Consider the following 13,393-nt stretch of genomic DNA (forward strand, 5'->3'; position numbering starts at 1 on the left):
TCTCTTCAGGAACGCCATTGTTAATAATTTTTTGCGTAATTTCTTCAACAACGCTTTCGCATGACGCACTCGCAATCGCTGGAATAAATAATGTTATTAATGTAGCAATAATTATTCTTCTTTTCATATGCAATATTCCTTATAAGCAGGAGTCATTTAATAGAAATTCTTTTAAAAAGCTTAATAAGTATACTTAAATGAAATATTTAAAGCTATCCGTTGATAGTAGTAAAACACTAGAAGGTATCTTCATCTCTAACCCGCTAGTGTTTTATTAATCTGTTAAATGTAGGTTTTTACTGGGCTACTCTCTGTATTGCCTTACCTCCAGCCTCTATGTCTTCACCAACACCTTTAGTGGTGTTACAGGCAGTTAATGTGAAAACAACAGCTAATGAGCAAATAAGAAAACTGATTTTTTTCAACATATTTTCTTCCTTTTAGGTGTGAAGTTATAAGTTACAAAAGATCATTTTTAATTATAGCAGAACAACTTGATTGATATTTTCACTTGCATAGAGCTGTCATATTTTTAGTGTTAATACTTTAAGTATTAACACTTATTATACTGTCAATCAACATTAGCAATGAAGGGTACATTCTATGAAATTAGAAGAGATATTTATCCGTATGCTTAATGTTTTTCAATGCTTGTTAGTCGGTATTCTTTTAATATTATGATCAATCGCTTTACCACTCTGGCTATGGTAATCAAAAACCATTTAAGAACGGCGATGAGCTTATGAAAACATTAGACACAATAAATAATAGTGGCCTAGGTAAAGTCTGGTTTGCTGCGAAAGGAAGCGATAGTGGATATCAGATGAAGCACGAAATGTCGTCACCAGTATACACGACAAATTTTGATGAGTTGCCTGTGGCGAGCGCTTGAAAAGGTCATGCCTTGGGTCATGGAATTTAACTAGACGTTTTTTTACTCATCATCTAAATGGAATTTGTGTAACATTCGATGAGCAATAGGTGCAAATATCAATCCTAGAGTGGTCATAAAAACCAGACTGGTGAATACACCATAAAAAGCGAAAAAAATCTTTCCTGAAATGTTTTGCGGAACAATGTATGGACCAATTCCATTAGCTATAAAGGCACTGTTGAATGTGGCATCATGCCAACTTATGCTCGAATCAAAAGCTATATGCCCGACAATGCCAATGAGTAAAGTGGTAACGATAAGTGCAAAAGCGTAACCAAAATGTAATAGCATTCGCTTTAAAAAAGCGCGGAAAGAAATTAATGGCATATTTTTAGATTCAAACATAATTTTTCCTAAAAAGTAATTTAGTGAGGTAATTACATAATAAACTTATGTAAGATTACCTAAAATTTTTATTTTGACAATAGTGTCATAAGTTAGGCTAAATTCGCGTATTTTTTCGTTTGTTGCAATTTATATTCTCGCTAAGTTAGCATAACTGAAACTTATCAGTGGGATGGTGAGATGAACAAAAATGAACTTATGGAATATATCCAGAGTAATTATGGTGCTGTCGCTGAGTACCCATGGGCTAAGTTTCCTAGTTACATTATTTATAGACATAAAAATAACGCAAAGTGGTTTGCTGTCATTCTGACGATTTCTTCAAAGAGATTATACGAAAGCGAGAGTGATGAGATGGTTAATATTATAAACCTCAAATCTCCTCCTGAATTAGTTGGTTCATTGAGGTTAAAGGAAGGGGTATATCCAGCATATCATATGAATAAAGAGCACTGGATTACTATAAAGTTGGACAGTGGATTTCCTGAAGATGAGCTTAAAGCGTTGATTGACGAGAGTTACAAATTGACTGCATAAGCTTAATCATTGATAGTGCAACACTAAATCGATAGATGAATCTTATTTAAACTGGTTATATATACTCATTGCAATATAACTTGGAGTGAATATGAACAGAGCATCATTATCTAAAAGTTCTCCTGATGCGTATAACAAATTGATTGAGATTAGCAATTATATTGATGAGCAAGCAGTATCATTAGGATTGGAAGAAGGATTTATCCACCTGCTTAAATTGAGAGTTTCCCAAATTAACGGCTGTGCTTTTTGCGTGAGACTTCATACCCAAGACGCTCAAAAATGCAATGTGAGTATTGATAAAATCGCATTGGTTACTGTATGGGAAGAAGCAGATTATTTTTCAGAAAAAGAGAAAGCTGCATTCTTATTGGCTGAATCAGTCAATATGGTTCATGTGGGGCATATACCTAATGATGTTTATGAAAAAGCCGCGGAGCACTGGAGCGATGAGCAACTAGTATTAATTGAATGGGTATCTATCATCATAGGTTCTTTTAATCGCATTGCTATCGCGAGCCGCTATAAAGTGAAGCCGTAATTATAGCAGTCTTATTCGCTAGTCGAATTATAGGTTAATATTAGTGATACTTGTCCTATATTTACAATAAGTAAAGTGACTTCATTTTTAATCTACGTGACACTGGATCGTGCGTATTAATCAGCTAATGGAGTAATTACTTATGTTCCCAGAGTATCGTGATTTAATCTCGCAACTTCGTCAGTCAGATCCTGATTTTAGAGCCTTATTTAATAGGCATAATCAACTCGATCATGAAATAGCTAGACTGGAGCATCCAGACAGAAGTGGGTATGGCACTGATGTTATCGAGTTAAAAAAAGAAAAACTTCGTCTCAAAGAAGAGATACATCAAATACTTAAAAACCCGCCAGAATTGAGTTAAATCGATAAATTACGACAATTCATAGCCTCGCCAAGTGTGGGGCTTTTTATTGATTTTATTAGAAGTAATTTGCACTTAATCCTATATGCGGAACTACTTAGCTAAGATAGTGTGTCCGAAAAGGAGAATATATATGCCTGTATTTAACCCAATAGAAATGATCGCAGAAGTGATGATGAGCTCTATCAGTATGATTGCAACGCCTGTGGAATACCTACTTTATAGTGGAAAAATAACAGAAATATTCATGATGAATGTATTTTATATTCAACCCTAAGGGCGCTCTCAAATACATCAATAAACGAGACTTAGCATAAAGTGAAAGCTAAAGGCTTTATGCTAAGAGGAGAGTTTAAATATTATGATTCTGGATTTAAATAAGCGTCGAGCAGTGTGTGAAGTTCAACATTTAATACTGAGCTTAGTGCAATAAGATGTGCAACATATATAGATGAGGAGCCGTCTTCATATTGGGAGTATGTGCGCTCTGAAACTGAAATGGCTTTGGCTATCTCGGTGACAGTTATTTGACGAGCGAGACGCTGTTCTTTGATGAATTGACCTAAAGAGAGGTTGTTAAGTTTTCTTTCGTTCATCTGTACAGCCCTAAAATTAGTGGTGGACAATAAATAACATAGATATGTTAAACGTTAATAGGGAAGTATCTGCATTTTGGTGATGATAGGATAATTTTATGATAATTATCCTAATGTATGGTAATTCGCTCTTACTGGTTTTTTAGTGCGTATTGAACTGCACTTTGCGCATGAATTGCCGTGGTATCAAAGACGGGCACGGAAGTATCATCTCCATTTACCAGCAATGTAATTTCAGTACATCCAAGAATAATACCCTCAGCACCTTGTTCAACGAGTGATTTCATAATGCGTTGATACTCGGTTCGTGAAGCCTCAGAGATAACGCCTAAACACAGCTCATTGTAGATAATATCGTGAACGATTTTTCTGTCTGTCTCATTCGGTGTGATAACGCTTAAATTAAATTTATCAATCAGACGATCTTTATAAAAAGCTTGCTCCATGGTAAATGCAGTACCTAACAACCCAATAGTTTTAATGCCTGATTGTATTATTTTTTCGCCTGTTGCATCTGCAATGTGAAGGAGAGGAAGGTTTGATTTTTCTTCGATTTGGGAAGCAACTTTGTGCATCGTATTTGTACACAAAACTAAAAAATCAGCGCCAGCAGCTTGTAAACTCATCCCTGCTTTTGCTAAATGGTCAGCAGCAAGATCCCATTGACCGTGAGATTGAAAATGCTCCACTTCAGCAAAATCAACACTGTATAAAACAATCTTAGCGGAATGCAACCCTCCTAGTTTTTGCTTAACACCTTCATTTATTTGCTGATAATAGAGTTGGGTTGATTCCCAGCTCATTCCCCCGATAAGTCCTATAGTCTTCATTGCTAAGTACCTTATATGTGTTTTTTTCTTACTATACTGAGCGTATTTATGGGGAGTCAATCCGTTAATATCATTTTTTATCAATAATATAAATAAAGCTGAGATTATTTTTAACTGATAACTATCTTACTAGTTTTAATATTGGAGTTATCTTTCTATAATTAATCGTATATTAGAGATTAACTTCATTTTTATTTTTTGAAAGATTAATTGATAACGCACAGGGACTGTCCAGTAAATCTTTATTAAATAATATTTTATTGCTGCTATACTACTAAAGTTACTTATTTTATTTTTTGGATAAATAGTAAGTAAAATAAACCTAGTGACCTACACTGACTATTTTTTTTGATGTTCAGTTTATGAATTTAAATTTTTAGTTAAGGAGTTTATGATGGTAAGTAATAATCAGGCTCGTCGTTTATTAGGGATGCCGTTTAAATTAAGTCGTTCTAAGCGTAATATTCAAGTCTCTGTGATTGCAAAGGAAAATGCTACGACTTTACCTGAAAACCTGAAAGATAAGCAATTTGTTGCGGTACAGAAAAATAAAGCAACCGAGAAGAAAACCTATCATTCCGTCAGCGTATTTTATCCAGAATATATCTAATTTAATTTTAGGGTAAGATGTGACCCTCTAGATTGACTAGAGGGTTTCTGTTCCTCAATAATAAATTCCTTTCATATATCCATGTCTTTTTTTGAATTATCTGATGGTATTTTATCATTGGAATGATTCATGATCCTTCAGTAATTTTTTGTGATCGCGACTAAGTTTCTATCTATTAAAGAAAATAAAATAGTGTGATAGTCATATTCTGTCGATAAAATCGGGAGCGAGAATAATGATAAATACAACTAAAATGGATATGTGTAGATGAAATTATGCCAATGGATGCTATTTTTTTGTTTTCTATTTATAAATGGTTGTTCAACACAATTTAAAACTGAAGATGAATCAAATAAGCTGAAGTTTAGTATTCAGCACGCTAACACGATCCCGATTAAGGATTCAGTTGAAACATTGACAGTGGCGGATATGCTGCCCGGAGATATCCTTTTGTCTTCAGCAACGGGGGTGAACTCGTGGGGGATCCGCTTATTTAGTGTGAGTGGGGTGAGTCACGCTTCTATTTATTTAGGATTTGGTCAGGTGGCAGAATCGGTTGGAAGTGGAGTCAGAATTATTCCTCTCGACCAAGCAATCACGGATTCTAATAATATGGTTGTATTACGGCATAACTTATTAACGTCATTTCATGCAGAAAAACTGCGTGAGTTTTCTACTGCTAATGACGGAGGCAAATACAACATGAAAGGGATCATCATGATTGCGCCGTGGATGCTGACAAAACGCGTGTGCGAATTACCACTAATTGGACAGACTATCCGTAATTTTTGCCTTAAAACACTGGCTACAGTGCAATTAGGGGATGATATTGAACAAGCCAACGGTTTCTTTTGTTCGCAGTTTGTCCTAGATGCGTATAAATATGCCGGTGTACCACTGTTTGAAGGGAACTCATCATGGATTACGCCTGCTGATATTTTGCACATGCGTTCAGGGGATGTACCAACCTTTATGCCGACAGAACGTTTAACCTATGTTGGACATTTGAAAAACTGGAGCTTTGGGGGCGCGATCCTCAATAAGTGATGAGGTATTGCAGGCGAAGTTTTGATGAAATACTGTTTGCCATAGAATAAAAAAAGGCCAACTCAAACGAGTTGGCCAGCTAAACTGGAAGCAATGTGAGCAATGTCGTTGTGAAAAGACCGAGTAATTTACTCAACTATTCACGAGATAAAAGATAACTATTCTCATTTAAGAAATCAACCCCTTTTTTCATATAACTATTATAATTTTTTATCCCATCATAAATCCCAAAAATGCTTAAAAAACAAATTGATCAATAGTTTTATTGGTTTGTTTTAATGGAATCTCAGTTAATTCCTACGAAAAATATTTAACATTTTTTGCTTTTTCTCTGAGTGATGAAGTGAATTTTAGTGCTGATAAAGAAATAATGTTGTTAATTTGTAGCCGGAGATCTCATTTATCTTTTGAGATAAGAGACATTTACGTACAGTTGATTATAATTTTATTGTTAATGTTTATTCGATAATTTATCAGGAGGGCTTATGTACAAAACAATTTTGGTCCCTATCGATCTCACTGAAGAAGAGTTGACCAGTAAAGCGGTTCGTCATGCGGTAAATTTAGCGAAACAATCTGGCGCAAAAATTCACCTGATCCACGTATTGCCTATCTCTTCGGCAATTATCAATGCATATGCGCTGGGTTATATGGAAATTAAAGACCGCGCGACAGTGAAAGCAGAAGAAGACATGAAAATGCTGATGGATTCGATTGATCTTCCTCATGATGATGTCAGTTACACTATTACGTTTGGTTCACCTCGTGATGAAGTGATTAACACCGCAAAAGATATTAATGCCGATATTATTGTGATTGGCTCTCGCCGTCCAAATATTACGACTCACTTGTTAGGTTCTACTGCGGCAGGAATTGTTCGTTACGCAGAAACATCCGTACTGGTTGTTCGTTAATTTATTCTTTTTTAAAACCTATGCAATGAAGTTCCCGTAATGTTGCATAGGTTTTTTTATGTCGTTTGCAAGGTCATTGTTGAATTGGCATATCGGCATGGACTGAGTAGGATTTTTATGGAGAAATTCACTAAAGAATTAATGCGCATGGAACATTTTGTTTTACGAGTTCTGCGTTTTTATTTTTTAGCGTTATTAGTGTTTTTCATTGGCTTACTGCCTGGGATTATTGGTTTTTATTTTATTGAAGGGCATTCGATAATGGAATCTATGCTGAATGCATTATCAATGCTGAGCGGCCAAGCGATTGAGCCGGCACCAATCACCCAAACAGGCCGTTTCTTTATCGCTATTTACGGTTTATTTTTACAAAGTGTATTCATTATTAGTATTGGCTTAATCGTCACGCCGTTTATTCATCGCATATTACATAAGTGGCACTTAGAAGAGGATTAGATTGAATAAAGTGCCAAATGTTGTGGTTATTTTACTGAATTGATTTTCAGATTAGTAAACCAGTTCACGACATTTTGATTTTATTCAGACTATACTTTTGTTGGCAAAAAATAACCATTAAACCGCTATCTCATCTATTCAAAAAACGAATAAATTGAATGAGAGATACATCCTTGAGAGGGGCTTATATGAATAAAACTATTTTGGTTCCCGTTGATATTTCTGAAGATGCATTGACTGATAAAGCGTTAAAGCAAGCTATTCATTTAGCAAAAATGGATAACGCTAACATCCATCTATTTCACTCAGTACCGGATGTTTCAAGATTTTCGATGAGTTATAGCTATCATTATGATTTGCTTGCATCATTTACAAAAAAGGCAATAGAACGTTCGGAAGAACAGCTTGTTGAACTGGTTAATCATATTGTGAAAGATATGGATTTCCCAGCAGATAGGATCTCTTATAAAGTGGAGTTCGGCTCTCCAAGAGAAAAAGTGTTAGATGAAGCTGAGAAAGTTCATGCCGACCTTATTGTGGTTGGCTCGCGTAACCCAAGTATTTCAACACACTTATTAGGTTCGAATGCTTCAGGGATCGTCTCTTATGCGAAAATATCCGTTTTAGTCGTAAGATAATTTTATTGTTTAATATACAGATTGGATTCATAGAAAAGACCTGAGTTATCAGGTCTTTTTTTAGGGTAATTAAGATTTATTGACCGTTTCTTTAGCGTGCTCAATAGCTGTTAATGCTTGGCTACATGCTTGCTCTTGTGTATCTTCAGGATAACTTGCGAGGGTTTTTCTCGCGTCTTCTAATTGTGATTTCATTAATGCGATTTGTTCATTCGCATTAGGCTCATTTTTATATTGTTCTTCAGCTTGTTGAACTAGCGCATTCATTTCTTTGAAATATTTGTCACAAACTTGTCCTGCATTTGCATTCAATGCAGTCAGCGAAACAAATAGACCCAATGCAATTGGCAGAATATTTTTCATCATATTTTCACTTTCAAAAGTCATATTTCGGTCAGCATAGCATCCCATTTTTTAAAAAGACATCGACCAATGATGAATATTTCAGTGAGTTTTAATTTTTATCAAATTAATCATGCCAATATTAAAGCAAGTGGCTATAGCATAAATTGCAAACTATAAATGATAATCATTATTGACTGCGTGTAATAATAAAGTGTACATTTCAGTACATTTTATTGAGTTAACAACCCAACGTAAGGAATGATAATGAATAACAGTATTATGATTAATACTCAGAACTGGCCTGTCTGTGCTATGAATACGTTTCCAACGTCAATGATGGAAACTCAGTCATGGTTATCGGAACTTGAGCAATTATTAGCGAAAAAGACGCCATTTGTTTTAATTTATCCGCCAATGGAACCGAAAGGAAAACCAACAGCAGAAGACATGGAGTGTATGAAATTTGTACGTCGTTGGTTGAAAGAAGGAAGAGGGGCGATGGCAGAATATTGTCGAGCTATGGTGATCACATTACAGCCAGATGGGAGAGATAAAGATGAAATGGAGCGTACAGCACCGGTTATTTCATCTCTGTATGGACCTGAAGTTTTTTTAGTGGGGAGCTCCCAAGCTGCGCAACAGCAAGCCACTGAAATTTTAAATGGGCTATGATTTACTGGCACTAATTTTACGAATATAGCTAGCGATGATATCCACAGAAAGCCCAATTTGTTGATGGATAAATTCATCGCTAGGTTTAAAGTTTTCGACACAGAAAGTTTTGATAAAAACATCCGCTTTTAGCATCTCTAAATAACGGGATGAAATGCTTAACAGTGTGTCGTTATCGACTTTGACAGTCGGAATTTGTGCAAGCTTTTCGGCAAGGCGCTGATAGCTTTGTACGGGACCTTGTTCGAAAAAGAGTTGGCTAATCTCAGGGAAGCGGTTGTATTCCCCTAGTATTAAGCGGTATAGCCCGATAGATTGGGGTTTAATCACATTGACTAAAAAACGCGAACCATAAAACGATAATACCGCTTCAATGCTGTCTAAAGGCGGCTCTTTATGGTCTGGTTCAGTAAAAATATCGTCTATCATATATGCCACAACTGCGGCAAATAAACCTTCTTTATCCCCAAAGTTTTTATATAACGTCGAACGGGAACCGCCCGCGCGTTCGATGATCATATCTAATGTCGTGCCTTCAAAACCATATTGCAGAAAAATATCCGCCGCAGCCGTAATAAGTGCTTGGTGGCGACGCTGTCCTTTTGGTGTTTTGGCGGAACTTGTCTGGTTCATGAAATCAATTTCCTAACAAAATGGCGGCACGAGGCTAAATTATCTGAAAGAGGTCATAATTCAGTTTGTTATTTTCCTCTATGATGTATATGAATATTATCATGTTTAAATCAATATCTGAATTTTTGTCAAATCCTTGGGGGAGAGAATGAAGGATTGCACGATTGATGAAAAAACGCAGAGAGAAGAAGAAGTTGTTGATACACAGAGAGAAATTACAAAGCTGTGTATTGAATGCGGTTTGCTGCTATTACAGCATGGGGCTGAGAGTATGCTGGTTGAGCAATTAACAACACGCTTAGGTATCGCTTTGGGCGCTAACCAGGTAGATAGTGCGATTTCATCTAACTCACTCGTATTAACCACAATCATCGATGGGCGCTGTTTAACATCGACTCGGCGGATTATTGACCGTGGCATTAATATGCATGTAGTGACTGAAGTTCAGCATGCGGTGATCCTCGTTGAGCATCATTTACTTGACCGTAAACAACTACAAAAAAAATTAGCAGGTATCAAACCATTACGTTATCCCCGCTGGTTAATGGTGGTGATGGTGGCGCTTTCTTGTGCTTGCTTCAGTTCCCTTAACGGTGGTGGTTGGGAAAGTGCGTTGATCACCTTTATGGCGAGTGGCTGTGCGATGTATATCCGGCAAGTGTTAACATCTCGCCAGATTAACCCATTGATTAACTTCTGTATTACAGCATTTGTCGCGACATCCGTTTCGGGGTTATTACTCAAAGTACCTTATTTAAATGTGACTGAAACCATTGCAATGGCGGCAAGTGTGCTGCTACTAGTCCCAGGATTTCCATTAATTAATGCGGTGGCGGATATGTTTAAAGGCCATGTGAATACAGGGATCGCTCGTTGGATGATGGCGAGCTTATTAACGCTGGCAACTTGTATCGGCGTGGTACTGGCAATGATCATTTGGAATCTAAGGGAGTGGGCCTAATGTTTTTCATTGAGCTAATTGAGAAAATGGTCTTAGCGGCTGTCCCCGCCGTCGGCTTTGCAATGGTATTTAATGTGCCTGTGAGGGCGCTGAAATATTGTGGGCTATTAGGCGCGATTGGTTATGGTTCACGAATGATTTTAATGTCGCTGGGTTTGCAAATTGAATGGGCGAGTTTTCTTGCTGCGATTTTAATTGGCATGATTGGCATCCAGTGGTCGCGTTGGTGGCTGGCTCATCCAAAAGTTTTTACCGTTGCAGCGGTTATTCCTATGTTTCCGGGGATCAGCGCTTATATCGCAATGATTTCTGTGGTGAAAATTTCTCAATATGGCTATACCCCAGAGTTAATGGAAACGCTGGTTACTTACTTTTTAAGGGCATCTTTTATTGTCGGTGCGCTCTCTATCGGCATTTCATTACCGGGATTATGGCTATATCGCAAAAAACCAAGTGTTTGATGCTCAAGAATATTTCATTGTTTGAAGTCATTAAGCAGTAAACCACGTCATAGCAAAAGCGTTAATTGATAGTGATTAACGCTTTTTGTTAATAAAGTTTGTTATCTATTCTTTGTATATTATTGCACAAATTCCGATATTGCTTTTGGTGTAATAAAATTGAGTATCAATTGATATCAAAAAGACTTATATTTCATTCAACTAGCGAGTATACATAGCGTATTCAGCAATTTTTGCATGAATAACTTGCGTGTTGTATTTAATAAATTGCTTTTTTTCCTATCAATGGTGTTATTTTGAAACAGATTTTTTATTTTTCGCGCATGATCATTGCGTTAGTATGTTTTTCCTCGTTATTTATCTCTTCCGTTTATGCTGCACCGAACAACTTCACTGAAGCGAAAACGTCCAGTAAAAGCCTCGTTTATGGTGATCAAAATCATCAAGGACAAGGAACGCTATACTGTGGCTGTGAGTGGGAATGGACAGGTAAAAGTGGTGGACAAGTTGATTTAGCCTCCTGTGGCTACCAAGTGCGCAAGCAGCAGAGCCGTGCGGAGCGTATTGAGTGGGAACATATCGTTCCTGCTTGGGTGTTTGGTCATCAAAGACAGTGCTGGCAAAATGGCGGTCGTAAAAATTGCGTCTCAACTGACCCAGTGTTTTCTCGAATGGAGGCTGATATGCATAACCTCGCACCTTCAATTGGGGAAGTGAACGGTGACCGCAGTAATTGGAGTTATGGTCAGTTACCTGCTAATGCGCCTTATTCTTACGGTGCATGTCGTAGTCGTATTGATTTTAAACAGAGAATCTTTGAGCCACGCGACGAGGTAAAAGGGCAGGTTGCACGGGTCTACTTCTATATGCATGACCGTTATAACTTATCCATGTCACGCCAACAGCAGCAGTTATTTATGGCGTGGGATAAACAGTACCCAGTGGATGAATGGGAACAAAAACGTGACCAGCGTATTGCTAAAATGATGGGGCACCATAACCCATTTGTGACGGGCGAAAGAACATGGAGTTTAGGACACAAAAATAGCGGCGATGGCTTAAACATGAGTGATAAGCCCAGTGAAATAGTTCCTCTGCCAGCACCTCAATCTACCCCAAACAAGGAAAATGAGATGCAGGTAAAAGGTAACCGTAATTCAAAGAAATATCATTTATCCCACTGTTCTGGCTTTAAAACCTTATCGGATAAAAATGCAGAATTCTTTGCTAATGAAGCGGATGCTCAAGCAAAAGGTTATCAGCTTGCGGGTAATTGTAAACCACGCTAATTAAATTTAAGCTGTAATAATGCAATGTATTGATGGGTTATTGCAGCTTTTATATGATATTTCTCACATTTTATCTGATGGGCAGGTGAATTTACACATTTCCTGTTAATTTAATGTTGCAATTCAAAAAAAACACGCGCTATATTTAATATAAGGAAACGTTGTAGGTTGATGATATTAGGGTCAATGTAATATTTATAGTGCGAGTGAATTATTTTTTATATTGTCATAATATTGTCATGCAGATTCTTTAGTTTACGAGTATCGCCTGTATAGGAGAAACTAATGAGAACTAGGTGTTTGTTAATCAATGTGCGAGACCGGTTACCACTCCATCATGAAACTGACATGATGAGATTGCTAACCGGTTTTTTTATACCTAAATTATCAACCTAAGTTACACAAGAGCTTGAAGGGAGCTCCTCTCTGTTTTGAATAGTTCGTCATCTGAAATTGACATCATCGATACCTGGAAGGGTTAATACTATGAGTAGACAGAAAGCTGCAACAAAAGCACGTCGTGAAATGAAACGTACATCACGCAAAGATCGTTCAGGGAGGTATGATATGAACAACGTTACCTCCTTCGCTGAATTTACGGGCATTGAGCCGATAGGTATGGCGAAAGAACGTCGCGATGAAACTCCGATAACACCACGTAATGAAGCCCAAAAGCTCTATATTAATTCCATCAAACACAAACAACTGATTTTTGCTAATGGTGAGGCAGGGTGCGGTAAAACCTATATTAGTACTGCGTTAGCCGCAGATGCCTTGATTAACAAGGAAATCAGTAAAATCATTGTGACCAGACCGGTATTGCAAGCGGAGGAAGATCTTGGGTTCTTGCCGGGAGATATGTCTGAAAAGTTTGCGCCTTATTTCCGACCCGTTTATGACGTATTAATGAAGCGATTAGGCGCTTCGTTCCTGCAATATTGTTTACGCCCTGAGATTGCTAAAGTCGAAATAGCACCATTTGCTTATATGCGCGGTCGCACATTCGAAAATGCTATTGTTATTCTCGATGAAGCGCAGAACGTCACAGTCACTCAAATGAAGATGTTTTTAACCCGTTTGGGTGAGAACGTAACGGTAATTGTGAACGGTGACGTAACCCAATGTGATTTACCAAGCGGCGTTCAGTCAGGTTTGGGGGATGCGTTACAGCGTTTTAGTAGCGATGAAATGGTCTCGATGGTCAACTTCACGATTGATGA

At 37.3% G+C, this 13,393-nt stretch carries 21 protein-coding genes and 1 pseudogene; 15 read left to right on the forward strand and 7 right to left on the reverse strand.

The genetic code is table 11. The features are described from left to right. Positions 1-127: pseudogene (locus GKR71_RS06445) on the reverse strand (DUF1161 domain-containing protein); the annotation flags it as partial. A gap of 169 nt (positions 128-296) precedes the next feature. Next, a complete protein-coding gene (locus GKR71_RS06450; protein ID WP_036954779.1) occupies positions 297-428 on the reverse strand; it encodes an entericidin A/B family lipoprotein in 132 nt (43 codons plus the stop codon). 314 nt (positions 429-742) lie between these two features. Between GKR71_RS06450 and GKR71_RS06455 the strand changes: the two genes are divergently transcribed. Continuing rightward, the gene (locus tag GKR71_RS06455; protein ID WP_230082494.1) at positions 743-892 is read left to right on the forward strand and encodes a DUF4113 domain-containing protein; all 150 of its coding nucleotides are present in this window, start codon (positions 743-745) and stop codon (positions 890-892) included. Positions 893-934: 42 nt separating this feature from the next. Here the strand turns inward: GKR71_RS06455 and GKR71_RS06460 are convergent, their stop codons facing one another. Then, a complete protein-coding gene (locus tag GKR71_RS06460; RefSeq protein ID WP_036954774.1) occupies positions 935-1,279 on the reverse strand; it encodes a hypothetical protein in 345 nt (114 codons plus the stop codon). A gap of 180 nt (positions 1,280-1,459) precedes the next feature. Between GKR71_RS06460 and GKR71_RS06465 the strand changes: the two genes are divergently transcribed. The 4 genes from GKR71_RS06465 to GKR71_RS19885 all read left to right on the forward strand — a co-directional run bounded on the left by GKR71_RS06465 (position 1,460) and on the right by GKR71_RS19885 (position 2,998). Further along, a complete protein-coding gene (locus GKR71_RS06465; RefSeq protein WP_036954770.1) occupies positions 1,460-1,816 on the forward strand; it encodes an MmcQ/YjbR family DNA-binding protein in 357 nt (118 codons plus the stop codon). 91 nt (positions 1,817-1,907) lie between these two features. After that, positions 1,908-2,357: a carboxymuconolactone decarboxylase family protein gene (locus GKR71_RS06470; RefSeq protein ID WP_036954767.1), complete on the forward strand. Its 450-nt coding sequence runs from the start codon at positions 1,908-1,910 to the stop codon at positions 2,355-2,357. Between the two features lie 142 nt (positions 2,358-2,499). Further along, positions 2,500-2,721: a YdcH family protein gene (locus tag GKR71_RS06475; protein WP_108478997.1), complete on the forward strand. Its 222-nt coding sequence runs from the start codon at positions 2,500-2,502 to the stop codon at positions 2,719-2,721. Positions 2,722-2,854: 133 nt separating this feature from the next. Further along, positions 2,855-2,998, forward strand: coding sequence for a hypothetical protein (locus tag GKR71_RS19885; RefSeq protein WP_187369791.1), 144 nt, complete (start codon positions 2,855-2,857; stop codon positions 2,996-2,998). Between the two features lie 82 nt (positions 2,999-3,080). On the opposite strand, the gene GKR71_RS06480 is transcribed toward GKR71_RS19885, so the two are convergent. Both GKR71_RS06480 and GKR71_RS06485 read right to left on the reverse strand, forming a co-directional pair. Then, complete coding sequence (locus tag GKR71_RS06480; RefSeq protein WP_036954760.1) at positions 3,081-3,317, reverse strand: helix-turn-helix domain-containing protein; 237 nt, start codon at positions 3,315-3,317, stop codon at positions 3,081-3,083. Positions 3,318-3,448: 131 nt separating this feature from the next. After that, complete coding sequence (locus GKR71_RS06485) at positions 3,449-4,147, reverse strand: aspartate/glutamate racemase family protein (protein ID WP_108478225.1); 699 nt, start codon at positions 4,145-4,147, stop codon at positions 3,449-3,451. A 391-nt stretch (positions 4,148-4,538) separates the two neighbouring features. Between GKR71_RS06485 and sra the strand changes: the two genes are divergently transcribed. The 5 genes from sra (at position 4,539) to GKR71_RS06510 (ending at position 7,812) form a co-directional block, all read left to right on the forward strand. After that, positions 4,539-4,757, forward strand: a complete 219-nt coding sequence (sra, locus tag GKR71_RS06490; protein ID WP_230082493.1) for a stationary-phase-induced ribosome-associated protein — start codon at positions 4,539-4,541, stop codon at positions 4,755-4,757. A gap of 267 nt (positions 4,758-5,024) precedes the next feature. Next, positions 5,025-5,804 (forward strand): YaeF family permuted papain-like enzyme, encoded by a 780-nt coding sequence (locus GKR71_RS06495; protein ID WP_036954749.1) that lies wholly within the window; start codon positions 5,025-5,027, stop codon positions 5,802-5,804. A 485-nt stretch (positions 5,805-6,289) separates the two neighbouring features. Beyond that, complete coding sequence (locus GKR71_RS06500; protein ID WP_006660028.1) at positions 6,290-6,718, forward strand: universal stress protein; 429 nt, start codon at positions 6,290-6,292, stop codon at positions 6,716-6,718. A gap of 117 nt (positions 6,719-6,835) precedes the next feature. After that, complete coding sequence (locus GKR71_RS06505; protein WP_036954745.1) at positions 6,836-7,174, forward strand: hypothetical protein; 339 nt, start codon at positions 6,836-6,838, stop codon at positions 7,172-7,174. Positions 7,175-7,362: 188 nt separating this feature from the next. Continuing rightward, on the forward strand, positions 7,363-7,812 hold the full coding sequence (locus tag GKR71_RS06510; protein WP_036954742.1) for a universal stress protein: 450 nt from the start codon (positions 7,363-7,365) through the stop codon (positions 7,810-7,812). A gap of 69 nt (positions 7,813-7,881) precedes the next feature. On the opposite strand, the gene GKR71_RS06515 is transcribed toward GKR71_RS06510, so the two are convergent. Continuing rightward, a complete protein-coding gene (locus GKR71_RS06515) occupies positions 7,882-8,175 on the reverse strand; it encodes a DUF5339 domain-containing protein (RefSeq protein ID WP_036954805.1) in 294 nt (97 codons plus the stop codon). A 246-nt stretch (positions 8,176-8,421) separates the two neighbouring features. Here GKR71_RS06515 and GKR71_RS20335 point away from each other — a divergent pair, with 246 nt between their 5' ends. Then, positions 8,422-8,829 carry a hypothetical protein gene (locus GKR71_RS20335; protein WP_230083359.1) on the forward strand — a complete coding sequence of 136 codons (408 nt, stop codon included), beginning with the start codon at positions 8,422-8,424 and terminating at the stop codon, positions 8,827-8,829. Here GKR71_RS20335 and GKR71_RS06525 read toward each other — a convergent pair. Continuing rightward, positions 8,824-9,462, reverse strand: coding sequence for a TetR/AcrR family transcriptional regulator (locus GKR71_RS06525; RefSeq protein ID WP_154609651.1), 639 nt, complete (start codon positions 9,460-9,462; stop codon positions 8,824-8,826). The genes GKR71_RS20335 and GKR71_RS06525 overlap by 6 nt on opposite strands. A 148-nt stretch (positions 9,463-9,610) precedes the next feature. Here GKR71_RS06525 and GKR71_RS06530 point away from each other — a divergent pair, with 148 nt between their 5' ends. The 4 genes from GKR71_RS06530 to phoH form a co-directional block, all read left to right on the forward strand. Next, the gene (locus tag GKR71_RS06530) at positions 9,611-10,423 is read left to right on the forward strand and encodes a threonine/serine ThrE exporter family protein (RefSeq protein ID WP_154599333.1); all 813 of its coding nucleotides are present in this window, start codon (positions 9,611-9,613) and stop codon (positions 10,421-10,423) included. Further along, entirely contained in the window at positions 10,423-10,884 is a 462-nt protein-coding gene (locus GKR71_RS06535) for a threonine/serine exporter (protein ID WP_080675670.1), read from the forward strand. Before GKR71_RS06530 ends, GKR71_RS06535 begins: the two co-directional genes overlap by 1 nt. A 323-nt stretch (positions 10,885-11,207) precedes the next feature. Further along, complete coding sequence (locus GKR71_RS06540) at positions 11,208-12,173, forward strand: endonuclease (RefSeq protein ID WP_148444747.1); 966 nt, start codon at positions 11,208-11,210, stop codon at positions 12,171-12,173. A 486-nt stretch (positions 12,174-12,659) separates the two neighbouring features. Beyond that, positions 12,660-13,393: phosphate starvation-inducible protein PhoH (gene phoH / locus GKR71_RS06545; RefSeq protein WP_154634069.1), on the forward strand; the 734-nt coding region annotated here is incomplete at its 3' end.

Origin of the sequence: Providencia sp. wls1922 (assembly GCF_009706505.1) — a bacterium.
Classification (GTDB): domain Bacteria; phylum Pseudomonadota; class Gammaproteobacteria; order Enterobacterales; family Enterobacteriaceae; genus Providencia; species Providencia lanzhouensis.

Excerpts from the sequence above, each read along its gene's own strand:
- GKR71_RS20335 (WP_230083359.1), top strand. The coding sequence starts at position 8,422 with ATGAATAACAGTATTATGATTAATACTCAGAACTGGCCTGTCTGTGCT.
- GKR71_RS06535 (WP_080675670.1), top strand. The coding sequence starts at position 10,423 with ATGTTTTTCATTGAGCTAATTGAGAAAATGGTCTTAGCGGCTGTCCCC.
- GKR71_RS06450 (WP_036954779.1), bottom strand. The coding sequence starts at position 428 with ATGTTGAAAAAAATCAGTTTTCTTATTTGCTCATTAGCTGTTGTTTTC.
- GKR71_RS06495 (WP_036954749.1), top strand. The coding sequence starts at position 5,025 with ATGAAATTATGCCAATGGATGCTATTTTTTTGTTTTCTATTTATAAAT.
- GKR71_RS06500 (WP_006660028.1), top strand. The coding sequence starts at position 6,290 with ATGTACAAAACAATTTTGGTCCCTATCGATCTCACTGAAGAAGAGTTG.
- GKR71_RS06505 (WP_036954745.1), top strand. The coding sequence starts at position 6,836 with ATGGAGAAATTCACTAAAGAATTAATGCGCATGGAACATTTTGTTTTA.
- GKR71_RS06515 (WP_036954805.1), bottom strand. The coding sequence starts at position 8,175 with ATGAAAAATATTCTGCCAATTGCATTGGGTCTATTTGTTTCGCTGACT.
- GKR71_RS06485 (WP_108478225.1), bottom strand. The coding sequence starts at position 4,147 with ATGAAGACTATAGGACTTATCGGGGGAATGAGCTGGGAATCAACCCAA.
- GKR71_RS06510 (WP_036954742.1), top strand. The coding sequence starts at position 7,363 with ATGAATAAAACTATTTTGGTTCCCGTTGATATTTCTGAAGATGCATTG.
- sra (WP_230082493.1), top strand. The coding sequence starts at position 4,539 with ATGATGGTAAGTAATAATCAGGCTCGTCGTTTATTAGGGATGCCGTTT.
- GKR71_RS06540 (WP_148444747.1), top strand. The coding sequence starts at position 11,208 with ATGATCATTGCGTTAGTATGTTTTTCCTCGTTATTTATCTCTTCCGTT.
- GKR71_RS06460 (WP_036954774.1), bottom strand. The coding sequence starts at position 1,279 with ATGTTTGAATCTAAAAATATGCCATTAATTTCTTTCCGCGCTTTTTTA.
- GKR71_RS19885 (WP_187369791.1), top strand. The coding sequence starts at position 2,855 with ATGCCTGTATTTAACCCAATAGAAATGATCGCAGAAGTGATGATGAGC.
- GKR71_RS06465 (WP_036954770.1), top strand. The coding sequence starts at position 1,460 with ATGAACAAAAATGAACTTATGGAATATATCCAGAGTAATTATGGTGCT.
- GKR71_RS06530 (WP_154599333.1), top strand. The coding sequence starts at position 9,611 with ATGAAGGATTGCACGATTGATGAAAAAACGCAGAGAGAAGAAGAAGTT.
- GKR71_RS06455 (WP_230082494.1), top strand. The coding sequence starts at position 743 with ATGAAAACATTAGACACAATAAATAATAGTGGCCTAGGTAAAGTCTGG.
- GKR71_RS06525 (WP_154609651.1), bottom strand. The coding sequence starts at position 9,462 with ATGAACCAGACAAGTTCCGCCAAAACACCAAAAGGACAGCGTCGCCAC.
- GKR71_RS06470 (WP_036954767.1), top strand. The coding sequence starts at position 1,908 with ATGAACAGAGCATCATTATCTAAAAGTTCTCCTGATGCGTATAACAAA.
- GKR71_RS06480 (WP_036954760.1), bottom strand. The coding sequence starts at position 3,317 with ATGAACGAAAGAAAACTTAACAACCTCTCTTTAGGTCAATTCATCAAA.
- GKR71_RS06475 (WP_108478997.1), top strand. The coding sequence starts at position 2,500 with ATGTTCCCAGAGTATCGTGATTTAATCTCGCAACTTCGTCAGTCAGAT.